This is a genomic window from Streptomyces sp. AK08-02 (genome assembly GCF_033795085.1).
Taxonomy (GTDB): domain Bacteria; phylum Actinomycetota; class Actinomycetes; order Streptomycetales; family Streptomycetaceae; genus Streptomyces; species Streptomyces echiniscabiei.
Genome location: NZ_JARAZV010000005.1, coordinates 144068 through 163324 on the forward strand (window position 1 = coordinate 144068; position 19257 = coordinate 163324).

Consider the following 19257-nt stretch of genomic DNA (forward strand, 5'->3'; position numbering starts at 1 on the left):
GCTGCCGGTGCGACGGCCGAGGAGGTTGCCGAAGGCACGCTCCAGAAGTCGAAGGAGTCCGTCAACAGCTAAGGACGCTCAGGTGGTGAGCAGGGTGACGACCCGGTTGATCATGTCCTCGCTCGCCGCCAGAGGCGTCGGGGTGTACGACAACACGAAGCGGAGCCGTAGATCACGGGTGGCGAACATACGGGTGCGGTACCCGTACGTGTCACCGGTCTTGCCCCAGAACGTCACGCCGTTCACCGTGGCCGTCTGCAGTCCCATGCTGTAGCGGGCCGGACTGCCATCCATCATGTGAACGGACTCCGGTGGTAGAGCGAAGAGGTGGCTCATGGCCTCAGGCGGCAGTAACACGCCGGAGAACAGGGCTTCCTGGAAGCGGAAGAGGTCGTCGACGGACGAGACCAGTTCTCCCTCGCCCCAGGAGCTCGACTGCTCGTACGTCGTGACGTCCTGGAGCGACTCGTCGGTCATACGCAGGTAGCCGTGAACATGCGGGCTGTGCAGGTGTGGGTCGTCACCGGGCAACAGTGTCCGTGTCAGGCCCAGAGGACGCAGGATGCGGGACCTGATCGCCTCGCCGTAGTGCCGGCCGGTGAGCTCCTCGATGAGCAGGGCGAGCAGCACGTAGTTGATGCCGCGGTACTCCTGCTTGGTGCCCGGAGGGAACTTGGGCGGGCTGTGGGTCACGGTCCGCACCAGTTCCTGGGGGGTCCATCGGTCGCCCCGGTGCTGCAGGACGGCTGCCGGGGTACTCACGTCCGGCAGTCCTAGATGGTCGGGCAGCCCGCTCGTGTGGTTCAGCAACTGCGTCACGGTGATGCGTGCGGACGAGGAGGGAAGAAGATCCGGAAGGTACCTGCCGATCGGAGCATCGAGATCCACCCGGTGCCGCGCCCACAGCTGCAGTACGACAGTCGCCACGAACGCCTTGGTGACGCTGCCTGCTCGGAACCGTTCGTCCCTGTACGGGGCACGGCCGCTCAGGAGGTCTGACACTCCTGCTGTGCCGTACCAGTGTGTTCCCTGGCCTCCGACCTGCAGTTGCGCGGAGGTGGCCGGCGGGTGGGACAGATCGCTGATCGCAGCTTGTAGGGCACTGGTGTCCGAAGTCGCAAGGCGGACCCCGTCGGCCACTCGGCCGGAAGTCGTGGTCCCGGCCGACGCGCGTGCACCGGCGCTTCCGATGACAGCCAGCGTGGCACCGGCTGCACAACCACCCATGAGGGAACGTCGGGAGAGAGAAGTCATGGTCTGTAATGCTGCCGACGTCGACCGGTGGTTGCCATCCGGGATGTCCCCCACGAATACCCGGACCGGACCCCGAGACCGTTGGCTCTCATCACCCGGCGGACGGAGGCCCAGGTGGTCAGGCGGCTCCGACAGCCGCCCGCTCCACCTGAGTACCTGAGTCGCGCGTCCCGCGTCCGGACCGGCCGGTCACTCCGGCGGGTGCTCCGGGCCCCCGAAGTCCGGGCTGGAGAAGTCCGGGCTGGAGAAGCTGGGGCGGTGGCCCGTCGCCGAGTCGCCCTCGGGGCTGCTGAAGCCGGGTCGGTTGTAGCCGAGCTGGGGCATGCGGCTGATGGTGGGTTGCGGGGCCGGTTTGCGGTTCATGGCCGCCGTACCGGGGTCGGCGAGGGCGTCGCGGAGGAAAGGCAGGATGCCTCGCTCCAGCAGGGCCTCGCGCCAGGCGTCCCTGGCCAGTGCGACCTCCCCGGTCAGTTCGCCGTATGCCCCGTCCTCCTCCGCCTCCGGGCTGTTGCGCAGGGCGGTGAGGAGGAGGCCGACCGCGGCGACGAGTATCGCTGCCGCGGTCACCGCGCCGAACACCCATCCGGTGGTGAGCATGGTCTGGGCGAACGCCGGCTCGGGATCGAGCATCTTGAGGATGTAACCCACCAGCAGGAAGATCGCCGCCGCCGTGCCGGCGAGGACGGGAGCCAGGACCGCTACGACGGCGACAGCGCCCGCTCCGGCGGGCTCGGCGACCGCCTCACCCATGCCGGCGACGAACCCCACCGCGCCCGTACCCGGCCCGTTCGAGCCGGATTCGTGGACGGAGGACGGGGTGGACGGCGCCGGGTGGCGCAGTTCGTCGCGGACCTTCACGTAGTGCTGGTACTCGGTCGCCGCGGCGACCGTGATGAGCGCCGTGGCGTTGAGCGCCATCGTGCGCAGTTGTTCGGGGTTCAGACGCTGACCGACGGCGGCCAGTTCCTGGCGGTCCGGGGCGGAGCGCAGCGCCTCATCGAGGATCCGCTCGTATTCCTGGCGGTCCTCGTTCAGCAGGTGCTGCGGAACGCTGTTCATGTGCATCCCCCGATGCTCCGTAGGGCTTGGGGCTCGGCATGCTGACGAGCCGTCGGGCAGAAACGGAGGGGAGCCTGCTACGGATAAGCCGATGGTAGAGCGGTGACGGCGCGCCATGACAGGGGGTTTGAAGAAATTACCGTGTGACTGTCCCCCGTCCACTGCGGTTCGTAGTCGCGGGACGACTGCCCCGAGAACGCCCGAATAACCGTCAGAGATCCAGCGGAAGCTCCTGGACCAGCAGTTTTCCGGCCATGGTCACGCCGCCGTCCATCGCGATGGCGAGTCCCTCGGCGTAGACGTGCGGATGTTCGATGTTCGGACCGGAGTTGTCCTCACCGTCGTCCTCGGTGCCCACATCGCCCACCAGATAGGGGATGGGGCTGTGGCCGTGCACGATGCGGGCTCCGCCGTACGTGTCGAGGAGGGAGCGTACGGCCTCCACACCGCCCTCGTCGCGGAAGGAGAAGCGCTTGGTGAACTTGCGGAACAGATCCCACACCTCGTCCGCGTCGTTGCGAGTGATCGTCTCGCGGACGGTGTCGTTGACGGCCTCGATCGAGTCGCCGTAGTCGAGGTAGGCGGTGGTGTCGGAGTGCACGAGCAAGTGCCCGTCGACCTCCTCGATCGCGTCGAGGCGGGCCATCCACTGGAGGTGGTGGTCCTGAAGCCGGTCCATGTCGGTCTTCTGGCCGCCGTTCAGCAACCAGGCCGCCTGGAAGGTGGCCGTGCCCGCGCCGGAGTTGACGGGGGTGTCACCGAACCGCTTGGCGCCCAGCAGCAGCAGCTCGTGGTTGCCCATGAGGGCCTTGCAGTAGCCGCCGGCCGCGGCCGCCTCGGCGGACAGGCGCATGACCAGGTCGATGACGCCGATGCCGTCCGGACCGCGGTCGGTGAAGTCGCCGAGGAACCAGAGCCGGGCGGTGCCCGCGGACCAGTTGCCCGCGCTGTCGATCAGACCCTGTTCCTGGAGGGCGCCGATCAGCTCGTCGATGTATCCGTGGACGTCCCCGACGACGAACAGAGGTCCCGGCCCTTCGGCGGCCAGGGCCGCGGGATCGACGGTCACCTGAAGCGTGTCACCGCGGTTGATCACGGGCAGGTCGCGTTGGGTCGGTGTGTAGCCGTCGGGGTGTTCCTCCAGGTCGGAAAGGGTCTGCGCGCTCTCTCCGGGCTCCTGGACGTCGGTGTCGGCCGCACCGACGGTGACGTCCCCGGGGACCGTGCCGTCGGCGTGCGGACCGGCCTCATGGACGTACGCGGGCACCCGGAAGTCGCGCAACGTCGCCGTCCGCGTCACCTCGGGTCCCTGACCGGCCCCCTGAGTCATCGACCCCTCCACCATCGCGCCGCATCTGCACCGCATCGGACTGCCTGGTCGCAGCGGCCCGCGGTGTCGTGGGCCCATCATAGGAATGCGGATCGCGCCATGTGATGACCCAGGGGTGGTGAATCAGCGAAAGAGCCCAGTTCACCGCGGCTTTCGCCCCGATTCGGAAGGGCTTTCCCGTACGGGTCCGCCCCTGACTCCCTGCTTCGCACCTTGCTTCGAACCTTGGACACCGAACGCTTCGTACGATCATGACACCGGAGTCGGTGAACTGTCCCCGCGCCGGTGTCCCGCGTTCCCGAACGGGCACGCTCCCTCGTTCTCGGCTTCGTTCGAAGGCTTCGCTCGGACGGGAGGGCCCCCACCGCCGCACCGGGCGCAGGCCCACGTACAAACCAGTACGAGGACCCGCGCCCGCCCCGCCGAGGGCACGCACCTGACGCCGCCAGGCCCGCGCTCGGGGCGGACGGCGGGAAATCGACGACAGGCTCGACGGGGCCGACCCCTCGTACGGCCCCGCTCCCCGGTCGCCCGCCCCGCACAGGCCCGCTGCCCCGCCCCTCACCACCGCCCCTTGGTCACCCTTCCTCCGGTGACCGCGGCGGACTGACCGTCGTGCGCGGCGGACGGCGCTGCGAGGACGTCCGCACGATCAGTTCGGTCGGTATCACCTGCTCGACCGGCAGGTCCGAATCGACGTTCTCGATGGCGTCGATCAGGAGCTGGACCACCGCCGTGCCGATGCGGCGCGGCTTCAGGGAGAGCGTGGTGATCGGCGGCTCTGTGGTGGCGTACACCGTGGACTCGCTGCAGCAGACCAGCAGGAGGTCGTCCGGGACGCGCAGGCAGTAGCGGCGGGCCGCGGCCAGCAGGTCGGTGCCGTTCGGGTCGAAGAGGCCGTAGACGGCGTCCGGGCGGTCCGGGCGGGCCAGCAGCCGGTCGGCGGCCAGGGCGCCCGCACACGGGTCGTGGGCCGGGTAGGCCTCGTAGACCGGGTCCTGGCCGACCCGCTCGCACCAGCGCAGGTACGCCGTGGTCGAGAGGTGGGTGTAGGTGTCGGTGGAGGTCCCGGTCAGCAGCCCGATGCGGCGGGCGCCGGCGGCGGCCAGGTGGTCGAGGATGCCCAGGACCGCCGCCTCGTGGTCGTTGTCGACCCACGCGGTGACCGGGAGCGAGCCGGCCGGGCGGCCGTCGGAGACGACGGGCAGTCCCTGCCGGACGAGTTCGGTGACCACCGGGTCCTGGTCGGACGGGTCGATGACGACCGTGCCGTCCAGGGCCACGTTCGACCACACGTCATGGCGTGAGGTCGCGGGGAGGATGACCAGGGCGTAGCCCCGGGCCAGCGCGGCCGATGTGGCGGCCCTCGCCATCTCCGCGAAGTACGCGAACTCGGTGAAGGTGAAAGGTTCATCCCCGTACGTCGTCACGGTCAGACCGATCAGACCGGACTTGCCGGTACGGAGGGTCCGGGCCGCGGCCGACGGGCGGTAGCCCAGCCGGTCCGCGACCTCACGGACATGGCGGCGGGTGGCGTCCGGGAGCCGGCCCTTTCCGTTGAGGGCGTCTGAGACGGTCGTGATCGAGACGCCGGCGGCTGCGGCCACGTCTCTGATGCCTGCCCGGCCCGGCCGACTGCCTCGTCGGGTTGTCTCCGCGCGGCTCACCTGGTGCTTCCCTGCTGCTGTCATGGCGAGCCGATAGTAGGGCTCATGCGGTGGGGTAGTGCGGACGCATATGCAGCCGTTGACAGGCACGTTTCTGCATGGTCCAAAGTGAGTAACTACCTTAGAAAGAAAGTCAGTTGGGCAATATTACTGCCCTATCGGACTTGTCGGCGCGCATAGGCCTGCCAAGTGACCGATGTTTCGAAGAGGTCTCAACTCACCTCTTCGAGGGATGCGCGCCACGGCGTGAGCCACCGGCGCGTGCAGAGAAGTGTGATGCGCCCCCTGATTCGTACAACTTTGTACGTTGATACACCCGATGCCCATGGGGCGGGTGGGACAGGCGGAGCAGCTGAGGAGGGGGCACGCGGTGCGTCGGAAGCTTCCGGATCATGGCCGACCCGTACGCAGGGACGCCGAATCCTCATAAGGTGAGAAGCATTGGTACCCGGTAACCGGCAGCGGGTGGCCGTGCTGAGCCGGTGGTGGTCACGAGGAGGACTGCGGTGAGCGAGACGAGCCCCAAGCTGCGCGCCGAGCTGGAGGGTATCCCCACCTACAAGCCGGGCAGGCCGGCCGCGACCGACGGTCCGGTGGCCTACAAGCTGTCCTCGAACGAGAACCCGTACCCGCCGCTGCCCGGTGTGCTGGAGAGCGTGACGGCCGCGGCCGGGTCCTTCAACCGCTACCCGGACATGGCCTGTACGGAGCTCATGAGCGAGCTGGCCGAACGTTTCGCCGTTCCGGTCTCCCACGTGGCCACCGGCACCGGCTCGGTCGGTGTCGCGCAGCAGCTGATCCAGTCCACCAGCGGGCCCGGGGACGAGGTGATCTACGCCTGGCGGTCCTTCGAGGCCTATCCGATCATCACGCAGATCAGCGGCGCCACGTCGGTCAAGGTCCCGTTGACGCCCGGGGACGTGCACGACCTCGACGCGATGGCGGAGGCGATCACCGACCGGACCCGGTTGATCTTCGTGTGCAACCCCAACAACCCGACCGGCACGGTTGTACGACGGGCTGAACTGGAGCGGTTCCTGGACCGGGTGCCCAGTGACGTGCTGGTGGTGCTCGACGAGGCGTACAAGGAGTTCGTGCGCGACATCGAGGTGCCGGACGGGGTCCAGCTCTACCGTGACCGGCCGAACGTGTGTGTGCTGCGGACCTTTTCCAAGGCGTACGGTCTCGCCGGGCTCCGGATCGGGTTCGCGATCGCCCACGAGCCGGTGGCGGCGGCGCTGCGCAAGACGGCGGTGCCGTTCGGGGTGAGCCAGCTCGCCCAGGACGCGGCGGTGGCCTCGCTGCGGGCCGAGGACGCGCTGTTCGGGCGTGTCGGGTCACTGGTGGCCGAGCGCACACGGGTGGTCGACGGTCTGCGCGGCCAGGGCTGGACGGTGCCCGAGACGCAGGCCAACTTCGTGTGGCTGCGGCTGGGGGAGCGCACCGTGGACTTCGCGGCGGTGTGCGAGCGGGCCGGTGTGGTCGTGCGGCCGTTCCCGGGCGAAGGGGTCCGCGTGACGATCGGCGAGGCCGAGGCGAACGACGTCTTCCTGAAGGCGGCGGAGATGTTCCACAAGGAGTTCTAGGGCGCCCGGCTTCAGGGCCAGGGATTCCGAGGGCTGCTTCGGAGCCCTGTCCGCTGACATGTGCGGCACGTCACTCACGGCGGGTGACGTGCCGTTTTGCTGTCCCGGAGGCCCTGAATCGCGCCCTCCGGGGCGGTTGGAGGCTCATGGGGGACCCCGCGTCTCCCGCCTCGAACGGGCATGCGCCATAATTGCTTGTGAATGTGAACGCGTTCACAAGCGCGTTCCGTTTGTCCTTCTCGTGCGGTTTGGCGACGAGGGCGGACCGCCGCAATGATCACGGCTCGTAAGCCCGTAAGGAGGAGATGTGAACATCGCTCTGGCGCCGGAGACTCTGGCCCGATGGCAGTTCGGCATCACCACCGTCTACCACTTCCTGTTCGTCCCGCTGACGATCTCCCTCGCCGCGCTCACCGCCGGCCTGCAGACCGCCTGGGTCCGCACGGAGAAGGAGAAGTACCTCAGGGCCACCAAGTTCTGGGGCAAGCTCTTCCTGATCAACATCGCCATGGGTGTCGTCACCGGCATCGTGCAGGAGTTCCAGTTCGGCATGAACTGGTCCGACTACTCGCGCTTCGTCGGCGATGTCTTCGGCGCCCCGCTCGCCTTCGAAGCGCTGATCGCCTTCTTCTTCGAGTCCACCTTCATCGGGCTGTGGATCTTCGGCTGGGACAAGCTGCCGAAGAGGATCCACCTGGCCTGTATCTGGATGGTCTCGATCGGCACGATCCTGTCGGCGTACTTCATCCTTGCGGCCAACTCCTGGATGCAGCACCCCGTCGGCTACCGGATCAACGAGCAGAAGGGGCGCGCCGAACTCACCGACTTCTGGCTGGTCCTCACCCAGAACACCGCGCTGACCCAGGTCTTCCACACCCTTTCCGCCGCCTTCCTCACGGGTGGCGCCTTCATGGTCGGCATCGCCGCCTTCCATCTGACGCGCGGGAAGCACATCGAGGTGATGAAGACCTCGCTGCGGCTCGGTCTGGTCACCGTCGTCATCGGCGGTCTGCTCACCGCGGTCAGTGGTGACTTCCTCGGCAAGGTCATGTTCAAGCAGCAGCCGATGAAGATGGCCGCCGCCGAAGCCCTCTGGGACGGCGAGGCGCCCGCCCCCTTCTCCGTCTTCGCCTACGGCGATGTCGAGGCCGGCCACAACAAGGTCGCCATCGAGATCCCCGGCCTGCTGTCCTTCCTCGCCAACGACGACTTCTCCTCGTACGTCCCGGGCATCAACGACGTCAACAAGGCCGAGCAGGAGAAGTTCGGGCCCGGCGACTACCGGCCCAACATCCCGGTCGCCTACTGGGGCTTCCGCTGGATGATCGGCTTCGGTATGACGTCCTTCGCGATCGGGCTGCTCGGACTCTGGCTGACCCGCAAGAAGTTCATGCTGCCGCAGCATCTGCGCGTCGGCGACGGCGAGGTGCCCCACTTGTCGCTGCTGCCCGGCAGGGCACTCGGCCCCACGCTCACCAAGTGGTACTGGCGCATCGCGATCCTCACCCTGGGCTTCCCGCTGATCGCCAGTTCCTGGGGCTGGATCTTCACCGAGATGGGCCGCCAGCCGTGGGTCGTGTACGGCATCTTCCAGACCCGGGACGCGGTCTCCCCCGGCGTCTCGCAGTGGGAGATCCTCACCTCGATGATCGTCTTCACCTCGCTCTACGCGATTCTCGCCGTCATCGAGGTCAAGCTCCTCGTGAAATACGTCAAGGCCGGCCCGCCCGAACTGACCGAGGCCGACCTCAACCCGCCCACGAAGATCGGTGGCGACCCCCGGGACGCCGACAAGCCGATGGCCTTCTCCTACTAGGCCCAGGGAGCTGGAATCGCCATGGAACTTCACGACGTCTGGTTCGTCCTCATCGCCGTCCTGTGGACCGGCTACTTCTTCCTGGAGGGTTTCGACTTCGGGGTCGGCGTCCTGACCAAGCTGCTCGCCCGTGACCGGGCCGAGAAGCGGGTCCTCATCAACACCATCGGACCCGTCTGGGACGGCAACGAGGTGTGGCTGCTCTCGGCGGGTGGCGCGACCTTCGCCGCCTTCCCCGAGTGGTACGCCACCCTCTTCTCCGGCTTCTATCTGCCGCTGTTGCTCATCCTGGTCTGCCTGATCGTGCGGGGCGTCGCCTTCGAGTACCGCGTCAAGCGGCCCGAGGAGAACTGGCAGCGCAACTGGGAGACCGCGATCTTCTGGACCTCGCTCCTCCCGGCGTTCCTCTGGGGCGTGGCCTTCGCCAACATCGTGCGCGGGGTGAAGATCGACGCGGACTTCGAGTACGTCGGCAGTCTCGCCGACCTGCTCAACCCGTACGCGCTTCTCGGCGGCCTGGTCACCCTGTCGCTGTTCACCTTCCACGGCACGGTGTTCGTCGGTCTCAAGACCGTCGGGGACATCCGGGAACGGGCGCGGAAACTGGCCGTCCGCGTCGGACTCGTGACCGCTGTCGTCGCGCTCGCGTTCCTGGCCTGGACCCAGGCCGACAAGGGTGACGGGGGCTCCCTGGCTGCGGCGACCGTGGCTGTGCTCGCGCTCGTCGCCGCACTCGGGGCGGCTTGGAAGGGGCGTGAGGGTTGGGCGTTCGCGTTCTCCGGGGTCACCATCGTGGCCGCCGTCGCGATGCTGTTCCTGACGCTCTTCCCGAACGTCATGCCGTCCTCGCTCAACGCGGACTGGAACCTCACGGTCACCAACGCATCGTCGAGCCCGTACACGCTGAAGATCATGACGTGGTGTGCGGGGATCGCCACCCCCATGGTCCTGCTCTACCAGGGCTGGACGTACTGGGTGTTCCGCAAGCGGATCGGCACGCAGCACCTCGCCGACGCCGCGCACTGAGTCGTCTCTGTCCGCGGGAGCGGTTTCGCGATGTTTCACGTGAAACATCGCGAAACCGCCTCTCTGGACCGAAGGGCATGTTTCACGTGAAACCAATCGATCCGAGGCTCCTCCGGTACGCCGGTGCCACACGCCGCTTCCTGCTGGCGGTCGTCGGTCTCGGCGCCGTCGGCGCGGGGCTGGTCATCGCGCAGGCCATGCTCATCGCCGAGGTGGTGGTCGGCGCCTTCCAGCACGGTCTGTCGGTCACTGAGCTCCGTACGCCTCTTCTGCTGTTGGTGGCAGTCGCCGCCGGCCGGGCGGTGGTCTCCTGGCTCACCGAGCTGGCCGCCCACCGGACGAGCGCCGCGGTGAAGTCGGAACTCCGGATGCGGTTGCTGGAGCGGGCTGTCGCGCTCGGACCCGGGTGGCTGAGCGGGCAGCGGACCGGGTCGTTGGTCGCCCTCGCCACGCGGGGAGTGGACGCGCTCGACGACTACTTCTCGCGCTATCTGCCGCAGTTGGGGCTCGCGGTGGTGGTGCCCGTTGCCGTGCTGGCACGGATCGTCACCGAGGACTGGGTGTCCGCCGCGATCATCGTCGGTACCCTGCCGCTCATTCCGGTCTTCATGATGTTGATCGGCTGGGCCACGCAGTCCCGGATGGACCGCCAGTGGCGGCTGCTGTCCCGTCTGTCGGGCCACTTCCTCGATGTCGTGGCCGGGCTGCCGACCCTGAAGGTGTTCGGCCGGGCCAAGGCGCAGGCCGAGTCGATCCGGCGGATCACCGGCGAGTACCGGCAGGCCACGATGGGGACCCTGCGGATCGCCTTCATCTCGTCCTTCGCACTGGAACTCCTGGCGACACTGTCCGTGGCACTGGTCGCGGTGACCATCGGTATGCGGCTCGTGCACGGCGAGATGGACCTGTACATCGGGCTCGTCATTCTCATCCTCGCGCCGGAGGCGTATCTGCCGCTGCGGCAGGTGGGCGCCCAGTTCCACGCGGCGGCGGAGGGGCTGGCCGCGGCCGAGGAGATCTTCGCCGTGCTGGAGACGCCGGTGCCGGAGTCCGGGACCGGGGCGGCGCCGGAGGGCGAGGTGTCCTTCGAGGGCGTCACGGTCAGGTATCCCGGGCGCTCGGTGGACGCGGTGGCGGACGTCTCGTTCGCTGTCGGGGCCGGCGAGACGGTCGCGCTCGTCGGGTCGAGCGGCGTCGGCAAGTCGACGCTGCTACACGCACTCCTGGGGTTCGTCCGGCCGACGGAAGGACGTGTGTCGGTCGGGGGCGTCGACCTCGCGGATGTCGACCTGGACCAGTGGCGTTCGCGGGTGGCCTGGGTGCCCCAGCGGCCTCATCTGTTCGCCGGGTCGATCGCGGAGAACGTAAGGCTGGCCCGGTCCGACGCCGACGACACCGCCGTACGCGGAGCGCTGGCCGACGCCGGAGCCCTGGAGTTCGTGGACGCGTTGCCCGAGGGCGTCCACTCGGTGCTCGGTGAGGAGGGGGCCGGACTCTCCGCCGGGCAGCGGCAACGGCTCGCGCTGGCCCGGGCGTTCCTCGCGGACCGGCCTGTGCTCCTGCTCGACGAACCGACGGCCGCGCTGGACGGGGAGACCGAGGCCGAGGTCGTGGCCGCCGTGCGGCGCCTTGCCGTGGGACGGACGGTGCTGCTGGTCGTGCACCGACCGGCGCTGCTGGGGGTGGCGGACCGGGTGGTGCGGCTGGCGGATGCCGTGCGCCCGGCACCGCTGCCTGGTCACGAGCAGGCCGGAGGTCCCCTCGGAGGCGACGGACTCCTCGTGGACGGTCCACGGAGTGCCCTGCTCCCCGTGCTCGACGAGGACGTACTCGTGCCAGGCGCTCCCACCGGGCGACTCGGTGTGCTCGCGCGGGTGCGGGCCATGTCCGGGGCCCGGCGCGGGCGGCTCGGACTCGCGCTGCTGCTCGGGAGCCTCGCGCTCGGCAGTGCCGTCGGGCTCATGGCGACCTCCGGGTGGCTCATCTCGCGGGCCTCGCAGCAGCCGCCCGTGCTGTATCTGATGGTCGCCGTGACGGGCACGCGGGCCTTCGGGATCGGACGCGCCGTCTTCCGGTACGCCGAGCGGCTGGTGTCGCACGACGCCGTGCTGCGGATGCTGGCCGACACCCGGGTGGCCGTCTACCGGCGCCTGGAGAGGCTGGCGCCCGCCGGACTGCGGACGGTTCGGCGCGGCGACCTGCTGTCGCGGCTCGTGGCCGATGTCGACGCCCTCCAGGACTACTGGCTGCGCTGGCTGCTGCCCGTCGGGGCCGCCGTGGTCGTCTCGGCCGCCTCTGTCGGGTTCACGGCGTGGCTCCTGCCGGAGGCCGGGGCCGTCCTCGCCGCCGGGCTCCTCGCCGCCGGCGTCGGCGTCCCCCTCGTGACCAGTGCCGTGGCCCGGCGTGCGGAACGCCGGCTCGCCCCGGCCCGCGGGTCACTCGCCACGCATGTGGCCGACCTGCTCACCGGCACCGCCGAGTCGACGGTCGCGGGCGCCCTGAACGGACGTACCGAGCAGGTCCGGCGGGCCGACTCGGTGCTCACCAGGATCGCCTCACGCGCGGCCACTGCCACCGCCCTCGGCGACGGGCTCACCGCGCTGCTGTCCGGGCTGACGGTCGCGGCCACCGCCCTCGTCGGAGCCCGGGCGGTCGCCGACGGGCGGCTCGACGGAGTGGTGACGGCCGTTGTCGTCCTCACTCCCCTGGCCGCCTTCGAGGCGGTCCTCGGACTGCCGCTCGCCGTGCGGTACCGGCAGCGGGTGCGCAGGAGTGCCGAGCGCGTGTACGAGGTCCTGGACGCGCCGGAGCCCGTACGGGAACCCGAGGTGCCGCTTCCCGCGCCGCGGTCGCCGTTCCCTGTCGTCGTCAGGGCGCTGGCGGCCCGGCATGCCGGACAGGAACGGGACGCCCTCGGCCGCCTCGACCTCACCCTCGACGAAGGGCGCAGGGTCGCCGTCGTCGGTCCCTCCGGGTCCGGCAAGACGACGCTCGCCCAGGTGCTCCTGCGGTTCCTGGACGCGGACGCCGGCTCCTACACGCTGGGCGGGGTGGACGCGTACGCGCTGGACGGCGACGACGTACGGCGGCTGGTCGGACTGTGCGCCCAGGACGCGCACCTCTTCGACAGCTCCGTGCGCGAGAACCTGCTGCTGGCGAAGAAGGACGCGACCGAGGCCGACCTGCGGGGCGTCCTCACGCGGGCGCGGCTGCTGGACTGGGCCGAATCGCTGCCCGACGGTCTCGACACACTGGTCGGCGAGCACGGGGCGCGGCTGTCCGGCGGACAGCGACAGCGGTTGGCGCTCGCCCGGGCGCTGCTCGCCGACTTCCCGGTGCTCGTGCTCGACGAGCCCGCCGAACACCTGGACCTGCCGACCGCCGACGCGCTCACCGCCGATCTGCTGGCCGCGACCGAGGGCCGTACGACGCTGCTCATCACCCACCGGCTGGCCGGTCTCGACGCCGTGGACGAGGTGATCGTGCTGGACGGCGGGCAGGTCGTGCAGCGCGGGACGTTCGCGGAGCTGGTCGCCGTCGAGGGGCCGCTGCGGGGGATGGCGGAGCGGGAGGCGGAGTCCGAGCGACTGGCATCGACAACGGAGATGGTGCTCTGAGCCCCTGCTCGGCACGGGGTCCCTTCGGCTCGACTTTCGTGGACAAAGAGCACTAATTAGGCTCGGGGGATGTCCGACCCACCGCTTCGCCCCGAACCGTGCGTACCGCAGTTGCTGGAAGCCATGCGGGCCGTCGGGAGCGGGCTCGGGCCGCATGCCACGCTGGAGCGGATCTGTGCGTCGGCCACTGCCCTGGTGGACGCGGGGCATGTGGCCATCAGGGTCCTCGCCGAGGACGGCACGGGCCTCACCGACCTCGTTCACCACGGAGTCGACGAGGAGAACGTCCGGCACGTCGAGCCGATCCAGGTGCACGGCGAAGTCTTCGGGAACCTCTCCCTGGGTGCCAAGCGCGGCGGAGGGCCCTACACCGAGCACGACCTGACCCTGGTCCGGGTGCTGGCCACCGAGGCGGGCATCGCCATCGGCAACGCCCGTCTGTACGAGGCCGCCCGGCAGCGCGAGCGCTGGATCGACGGATCCGTGGCCGTGACCACCGCGCTGCTCTCGGGCGGCGACATCGGCGCCTCGCTGCGGATCGTCGCCGAACAGGCACGCCGGCTCTCCGGAGCCGCGGCCGGGATCGTGCTGCTGCCCGCGGAGGAGGGCGGCCTGGAGATCGTCGCCGTCGACGCGGAAAGCCCCTCCGACGCGCTCGGCGTGATCATCCCGCCGGAGCGCGAGATCGTCGCCGAACTCCTCGAAGGCGAGCCGGTGTTCGTCGCCGACGCGGCCAACGACCCCCGGCTGGCCATCGGCAACGGCCTCACCAGTGACTACGGGCCCACTCTGCTGCTGCCCCTGCAGAGCGACGGCCGCGTCGTCGGCAGCCTCGCCATGCCCCGCGCGCGGGGAGAGCGCGCGTTCACGGAGACGGAACGCGCGCTCGCCGTCCAGTTCGCCGCACAGGCCGCGCTCGCGCTGATGATGGCCGAGGCCCAGCGCGACCGGGAACGCCTCGCGGTGTACGAGGACCGCGACCGGATCGCCCGTGACCTGCACGACCTCGTCATCCAACGGCTGTTCGCCACCGGGATGATGCTGGAGAGCGCCCAGCGTGGGCCGGTCGCGCCCGAGGTACGGGACGGCGTCGGCAGGGCCGTCGACGAACTCGATGTCACCATCCAGGAGATCCGTACCGCGATCTTCGCCCTCCAGGACGACCCGGGGGAAATCCCGTCCGAGCTGTCCACACGGGTGGAGCGGGAGATCCACATGGCCGCCGTGGCGCTCGGCTTCCGGCCCTCGCTCCGGGTGGTCGGCCCGGTCGACACCGATGTCGGCGAGCCGACCGGCAAAAACCTCGTCGCCGCCCTTCGCGAGGGACTGTCCAACGCCTTCCGCCATGCCGGGGCGTCCCGCATCGATGTCGTGGTCGACGCGAACGCGACCCTGCCGGACGGCCGGCGGGGCGTCCGGCTGACCGTCGCCGACGACGGTGTCGGCATCCCCGAGGGCGGCCGGCGCAGCGGCCTCAGGAACCTGAAACGGCGCGCCGAGTCGCTGGGCGGCGACAGCGGTCACGGACCCGGCAGCGGCCCGGCCGGCAGCGGTACGACGGTGATGTGGCAGGCGCCGTACTGAGCCCGTCACGGCCCTTCCAGTGAGCCGTTCGTGGCAACGGGTCCCCCAGGCGTACGACTTGAACAGGCACCCCGCCCGGTTTGCGGTACACGATCGCTGACATGGGATCACGTCGCCGCCACCCGCTGCTCGTTCCGGCGCTGCTGTGCGCGCTCGCGGTTCTGGTCGCCCGGCCCACGGCGGCTTCGGGCGACGGCACGGACCCCGGACCGGACGCCGGTACGGACTCGGGTCTGAGTACCGAGGTGACCCGGCTGTACGCGGATGCGGCCGTGGTGACGCGGCAGTACGAGGCCGGACGACGCGAGGCCGAGGTGGAAGGCGCCAGAGCCCGGCGGTACGAGGAACTCCTCAGCCGGGAACGGAGCGACATCGCCGTCCTGCACGAGGACCTGGGCCGGATCGCACGCGGCCAGTACCGCAGCGGAGGCGGCCTGCCCCTCACCGCGCAGATGCTGCTCGCGGACAGTCCCGACGACCTGATGCGTGGTCAGCGGGCCGTGTGGCGGGCAGATCTCGCCGTCAACAACGCGATCGACAAGAGCCGGCGCGCGGAGGCCCGGCTCGCCGCCGACGAGGCGAAGGCGGCGGCGCAGTGGCAGACGCTGGAGCGCAGGAACGGCGAACTGGCCGAGCTGAAGCGCTCGATCGAGGCGAAACTCGAAGAAGCCCGCTGGACGCTGCAGGGCCGGGCCGAGGCCTCGGTGGCGGCGGGCTCGTGCCGGGGCGCCGTCCGGCTCGACCAGCCGGACCCCGGGACCATGCCGGAGTACGTCACGCCCGTGGAGACGTACGAGCTCTCCGCGAGTTTCGGCAGCGGCGGCGACCGGTGGTCGAACGGGCACACCGGGCAGGACTTCGCGGTACCGATCGGCACCCCGGTGCGCGCGGTCGGCGCCGGCACGGTGGTGTCGGTGTCCTGCGGAGGCGCCTTCGGCATCGAGATCGTGATCGAGCACGCCGGCGGCTACTACACGCAGTACGCGCACCTCGCCGCTGTCACCGTCGACCAGGGGCAACGCGTGACTCCGGGCCAGTGGATCGCCCAGACCGGCACGACCGGCAACTCGACCGGCCCCCACCTGCACTTCGAGGTACGCGTCACACCCGAACTGGGGTCAGGGGTGGACCCGGCGGCGTGGCTGGCCGAGCGCGGGGTGCCGCTGTAGGGACGGCCCTCGTGCGGCGGCGCTCTCAGAGGCGTTCCGCGAGCAGGCGCTCGATCACGACGGCCACCCCGTCCTCGTTGTTGGGCGCGGTCCGACCCGAGGCCGCCGCGACGACATCGGGATGCGCGTTGCCCATCGCGTACGACCGGCCCGCCCAGGTGAGCATCTCCACATCGTTCGGCATGTCCCCGAAGGCGACGACCTCCTCGGACGAGATGCCCCGCTCGGTGCAGGACAGGGCCAGCGTGCTCGCCTTGGAGACACCCGGACCGCTGATCTCCAGCAGGGCGCTTGGGCTGGAGCGGGTCACGGTGGCACGGTCGCCGATCGCGAGCCGGGCGGTGGTGAGGAACACGTCGGGGTCCATCGTGTGGTGGAAGGCGAGGATCTTCAGCACGGGCTCACCGTCGCTCGGGCCGCCCGGGGCCAGCAGCTTCTCGGCGGGTGCCCGGTTGTCCGGCACCTCCATGTGCAGCTTCGGATACTCCGGCTCCTGGTGGAAGCCGTACGTCTGCTCCACGGCGTACACGGTCCCCGGCGCGGCGTCACGCAGCAGGCGTACGGCGTCCAGCGCGTTGTCCCTGGCCAGCTCCCGCACCTTCACGAAACGGTGGGCGCCGGGGCCGCCATGCAGGTCGACCACGGCTGCGCCGTTGCCGCAGATCGCCAGGCCGTGACCGTGGACGTGCTCGCTGACGACGTCCATCCAGCGAGCCGGGCGGCCCGTGACGAAGAAGACCTCGACGCCCGCTGCCTCAGCGGCGGCCAGGGCGGCCACCGTGCGCGGGGACACCGACTTGTCGTCGCGCAGCAGTGTGCCGTCGAGGTCGGTGGCGATCAGCCGGATCGGGAGGGCGGCGGCGGGGGTCTCGGGCTCTCTGGTCGCTGAGGTCACCCGCCCATTCTCGCGTATGCCCGCGCCCGTCTGTTCGGGGCTCCGCCCAGGTGAGTGACCGCCCTCACCGCCCTGACCGGTCCCGCGTCAGCGCAACTGGGCCGGTGCCTCGGTGACGATGCGCTCGAAGACCTGCTCGTCCGCCGCGAAGTAGGAGTCCGGGATGGGCCAGTGGATCACGATCTCGGTGAAGCCCAGCTCCCGGTGGCGGCCCGCGAAGTCGACGAACGCGTCCACCGACTCCAGCGGACGCCCCCGGTCCGGAGTGAACCCGGTGAGCAGGATCCTGTCGAGTCCGCGCATGTCCCGGCCGATCGCGGCACAGGCGTCGGCCAGCTTCTCGGCCTGTCCACGCAGGGCCTGGACCGACTGCTCGGGAGTGCCGTTCTCGTACAACCGGGGGTCGCCCGTCGTCACCCAGGCCTGTCCGTAGCGTGCGGCGAGCTTCAGCCCACGCGGTCCGGTGGCGGCCACCCCGAAGGGCAGCCGGGGGCGCTGTACACAGCCCGGGATGTTGCGCACCTCGTGGGCGGAGTAGTAGTCGCCCTGGTACGAGACGCCTTCCTTGCCGTCCTCGGTCAGCAGCTTGTCGAGGAGCGTGACGAACTCGCCGAACCGGTCGGCGCGCTCCCGGGGGGTCCACGAATCCTGGCCCAGGGCAGTGGCGTCGAAGCCGGTGCCGCCCGCCCCGATGCCCAGGGTGATCCGGCCGTTCGACACGTCGTCGAGGGAGATCAGCTCTTTGGCCAGCGTCACGGGGTGCCGGAAGTTGGGCGAGGTGACGAGGGTGCCCAGGCGCAGCCGGTCGGTGACAGCGGCGGCTGCCGTGAGTGTGGGCACGGCGCCGAACCACGGGCCGTCCCGGAAGGTGCGCCAGGACAGGTGGTCGTACGTGTACGCGGTGTGGAAGCCGAGCTGTTCCGCGCGCTGCCAGGCCGAACGCCCGCCCTCGTGCCAACGGCGGTACGGCAGGATGACGGTGCTCAGGTGCAGGCTCATGGTTCAGAGCCTAGGCGCCGTTCATGTTTCACGTGAAACAGTCGCCCTGTGGTCGTGGGAACGCTCACCGAATGCGGCTGCTGAGCCATGGGCTGAGGCCGAGCAGAGGGATGTACTCCTTGTACGTGCGGTCGCCGGGCAGCGGCACCACCAGGTGGCGGGTGTGCGGGAAGCGGCGGGCCGCGACGAACGCGAGGCCGTCGTAGACGGAGCGGAGGAAGGCAGGGACGTCGTCGCGCGCAATGTCGTGGCATTCGACGCCCTCGACGGTGATCAGCGCGTCGTCGTCGGGGAAGAGGCGGACGGTCACCCGGGGGACTCCGCCGAACTCGGCGAACGCCTCGTGCGGGAGCGAGCCGTCCGGGTCCGTGGTGACGCCGATGCCCGCGGCCGTGCGCCGGGAGGTCTGGTCGGCGCCGATGTCATGGCCGACCTCGATCTCGCGTGAGTACTCGGCGGCGAGGGCACGCAGTGCGGTGACGGCGGCCTCGGTGGTGGGCAGGTGGTCCATGCCCTCGATCATGCCGGGGTCGCTGTCGTGCGTGGGTCAGCGCGGGCCGGAGAAGCGCAGATAACGCGGCGGTACCGCCTCCGTGAGCCAGACTCCGTTCGCGCTCACATGGAAGAGGTGCCCGTCGCGGTGCATGGCGGCCGAGTCCACGGAGAGCACGATCGGCCGGCCCCGGCGGGCGCCGACCCGGGTCGCGGTCTCACGGTCGGGCGAGAGGTGCACGGCATGCCGGTTCATGGGCCGCAGGCCCTCGGCGCGGATCGCGTCCAGGAAGCGGTCCACCGTGCCGTGGTAGAGATACGGCGGCGGGGTCGCCGGGGGCAGCCCGAGGTCGACCTCGACACTGTGACCCTGGCTGGCGCGGATCCGGGTGCCGTCGATCGCGAAGCGCTTCTTGTCGTTGGCGGCGACCACATGGTCCAGTTCCTCCCGGGTGAACCGGAAGTTGTGGGCCGTGGCAGCCGCGATCAGCGTGTCGATCTCGACCCAGCCGGCCTCGTCGAGCGTGAGCCCGATCCGCTCCGGCTGGTGCCGCAGATGCTTCGACAGGTACTTCGACACCTTCACGGTGCGTCTTTCGTCCATCTCTTTCTCGGTCATCCCGTAAGGGTGCCGGGCGGGACGGGTGTCACGCATTTGATTTTGGTCCGGAGGTTTGATCCACAGCCAAGTCCAGTTATCCACAGGGGAATTGGCGAAACTGTGGACAACCGCCTGCCTCTTTCCACCCTTTGGTCAACTTGC

General features: G+C 69.9%; 14 protein-coding genes. 6 read left to right on the forward strand and 8 right to left on the reverse strand.

Going from position 1 to position 19257, the window contains the following annotated elements; translation table 11 throughout:
- Positions 1–78: 78 nt before the first annotated feature.
- The 4 genes from PV734_RS11605 to PV734_RS11620 form a co-directional block, all read right to left on the reverse strand.
- Positions 79–1140, reverse strand: a complete 1062-nt coding sequence (locus tag PV734_RS11605; RefSeq protein ID WP_319289401.1) for a serine hydrolase domain-containing protein — start codon at positions 1138–1140, stop codon at positions 79–81.
- A 303-nt stretch (positions 1141–1443) separates the two neighbouring features.
- Positions 1444–2319, reverse strand: a complete 876-nt coding sequence (locus PV734_RS11610; protein WP_319289402.1) for a hypothetical protein — start codon at positions 2317–2319, stop codon at positions 1444–1446.
- 205 nt (positions 2320–2524) lie between these two features.
- A complete protein-coding gene (locus tag PV734_RS11615; RefSeq protein ID WP_319289403.1) occupies positions 2525–3643 on the reverse strand; it encodes a metallophosphoesterase in 1119 nt (372 codons plus the stop codon).
- Between the two features lie 578 nt (positions 3644–4221).
- The gene (locus tag PV734_RS11620) at positions 4222–5334 is read right to left on the reverse strand and encodes a LacI family DNA-binding transcriptional regulator (protein ID WP_319096629.1); all 1113 of its coding nucleotides are present in this window, start codon (positions 5332–5334) and stop codon (positions 4222–4224) included.
- Positions 5335–5816: 482 nt separating this feature from the next.
- Here PV734_RS11620 and hisC point away from each other — a divergent pair, with 482 nt between their 5' ends.
- The 6 genes from hisC to PV734_RS11650 all read left to right on the forward strand — a co-directional run bounded on the left by hisC (position 5817) and on the right by PV734_RS11650 (position 16108).
- Positions 5817–6896, forward strand: coding sequence for a histidinol-phosphate transaminase (gene hisC / locus PV734_RS11625; protein WP_319096628.1), 1080 nt, complete (start codon positions 5817–5819; stop codon positions 6894–6896).
- A 307-nt stretch (positions 6897–7203) separates the two neighbouring features.
- On the forward strand, positions 7204–8712 hold the full coding sequence (locus tag PV734_RS11630; protein WP_319096627.1) for a cytochrome ubiquinol oxidase subunit I: 1509 nt from the start codon (positions 7204–7206) through the stop codon (positions 8710–8712).
- A 21-nt stretch (positions 8713–8733) separates the two neighbouring features.
- On the forward strand, positions 8734–9738 hold the full coding sequence (gene cydB / locus PV734_RS11635; protein ID WP_319096626.1) for a cytochrome d ubiquinol oxidase subunit II: 1005 nt from the start codon (positions 8734–8736) through the stop codon (positions 9736–9738).
- Positions 9739–9815: 77 nt separating this feature from the next.
- Positions 9816–13355 carry a thiol reductant ABC exporter subunit CydD gene (gene cydD, locus PV734_RS11640; protein WP_319289404.1) on the forward strand — a complete coding sequence of 1180 codons (3540 nt, stop codon included), beginning with the start codon at positions 9816–9818 and terminating at the stop codon, positions 13353–13355.
- Positions 13356–13424: 69 nt separating this feature from the next.
- Complete coding sequence (locus tag PV734_RS11645) at positions 13425–14939, forward strand: GAF domain-containing protein (RefSeq protein ID WP_319289405.1); 1515 nt, start codon at positions 13425–13427, stop codon at positions 14937–14939.
- 101 nt (positions 14940–15040) lie between these two features.
- Positions 15041–16108: a M23 family metallopeptidase gene (locus PV734_RS11650; protein WP_319096622.1), complete on the forward strand. Its 1068-nt coding sequence runs from the start codon at positions 15041–15043 to the stop codon at positions 16106–16108.
- Between the two features lie 25 nt (positions 16109–16133).
- Here PV734_RS11650 and PV734_RS11655 read toward each other — a convergent pair whose 3' ends face one another.
- The 4 genes from PV734_RS11655 to PV734_RS11670 all read right to left on the reverse strand — a co-directional run bounded on the left by PV734_RS11655 (position 16134) and on the right by PV734_RS11670 (position 19098).
- On the reverse strand, positions 16134–17003 hold the full coding sequence (locus PV734_RS11655) for a Cof-type HAD-IIB family hydrolase (RefSeq protein ID WP_319289406.1): 870 nt from the start codon (positions 17001–17003) through the stop codon (positions 16134–16136).
- Positions 17004–17090: 87 nt separating this feature from the next.
- Positions 17091–18002, reverse strand: coding sequence for an LLM class flavin-dependent oxidoreductase (locus PV734_RS11660; RefSeq protein ID WP_319289407.1), 912 nt, complete (start codon positions 18000–18002; stop codon positions 17091–17093).
- A gap of 64 nt (positions 18003–18066) precedes the next feature.
- Positions 18067–18525, reverse strand: coding sequence for a hypothetical protein (locus PV734_RS11665; protein ID WP_319096619.1), 459 nt, complete (start codon positions 18523–18525; stop codon positions 18067–18069).
- A 24-nt stretch (positions 18526–18549) separates the two neighbouring features.
- Positions 18550–19098, reverse strand: coding sequence for an RNA 2'-phosphotransferase (locus PV734_RS11670; RefSeq protein WP_319289575.1), 549 nt, complete (start codon positions 19096–19098; stop codon positions 18550–18552).
- Between the last annotated feature and the right edge of the window lie 159 nt (positions 19099–19257).

Coding starts and splice junctions, on each gene's coding strand:
- PV734_RS11670 (WP_319289575.1), bottom strand. CDS start 19,098: ATGGACGAAAGACGCACCGTGAAGGTGTCGAAGTACCTGTCGAAGCAT.
- PV734_RS11645 (WP_319289405.1), top strand. CDS start 13,425: ATGTCCGACCCACCGCTTCGCCCCGAACCGTGCGTACCGCAGTTGCTG.
- PV734_RS11610 (WP_319289402.1), bottom strand. CDS start 2,319: ATGCACATGAACAGCGTTCCGCAGCACCTGCTGAACGAGGACCGCCAG.
- PV734_RS11650 (WP_319096622.1), top strand. CDS start 15,041: ATGGGATCACGTCGCCGCCACCCGCTGCTCGTTCCGGCGCTGCTGTGC.
- PV734_RS11665 (WP_319096619.1), bottom strand. CDS start 18,525: ATGATCGAGGGCATGGACCACCTGCCCACCACCGAGGCCGCCGTCACC.
- cydD (WP_319289404.1), top strand. CDS start 9,816: ATGTTTCACGTGAAACCAATCGATCCGAGGCTCCTCCGGTACGCCGGT.
- PV734_RS11620 (WP_319096629.1), bottom strand. CDS start 5,334: ATGACAGCAGCAGGGAAGCACCAGGTGAGCCGCGCGGAGACAACCCGA.
- PV734_RS11660 (WP_319289407.1), bottom strand. CDS start 18,002: ATGAGCCTGCACCTGAGCACCGTCATCCTGCCGTACCGCCGTTGGCAC.
- cydB (WP_319096626.1), top strand. CDS start 8,734: ATGGAACTTCACGACGTCTGGTTCGTCCTCATCGCCGTCCTGTGGACC.
- PV734_RS11615 (WP_319289403.1), bottom strand. CDS start 3,643: ATGACTCAGGGGGCCGGTCAGGGACCCGAGGTGACGCGGACGGCGACG.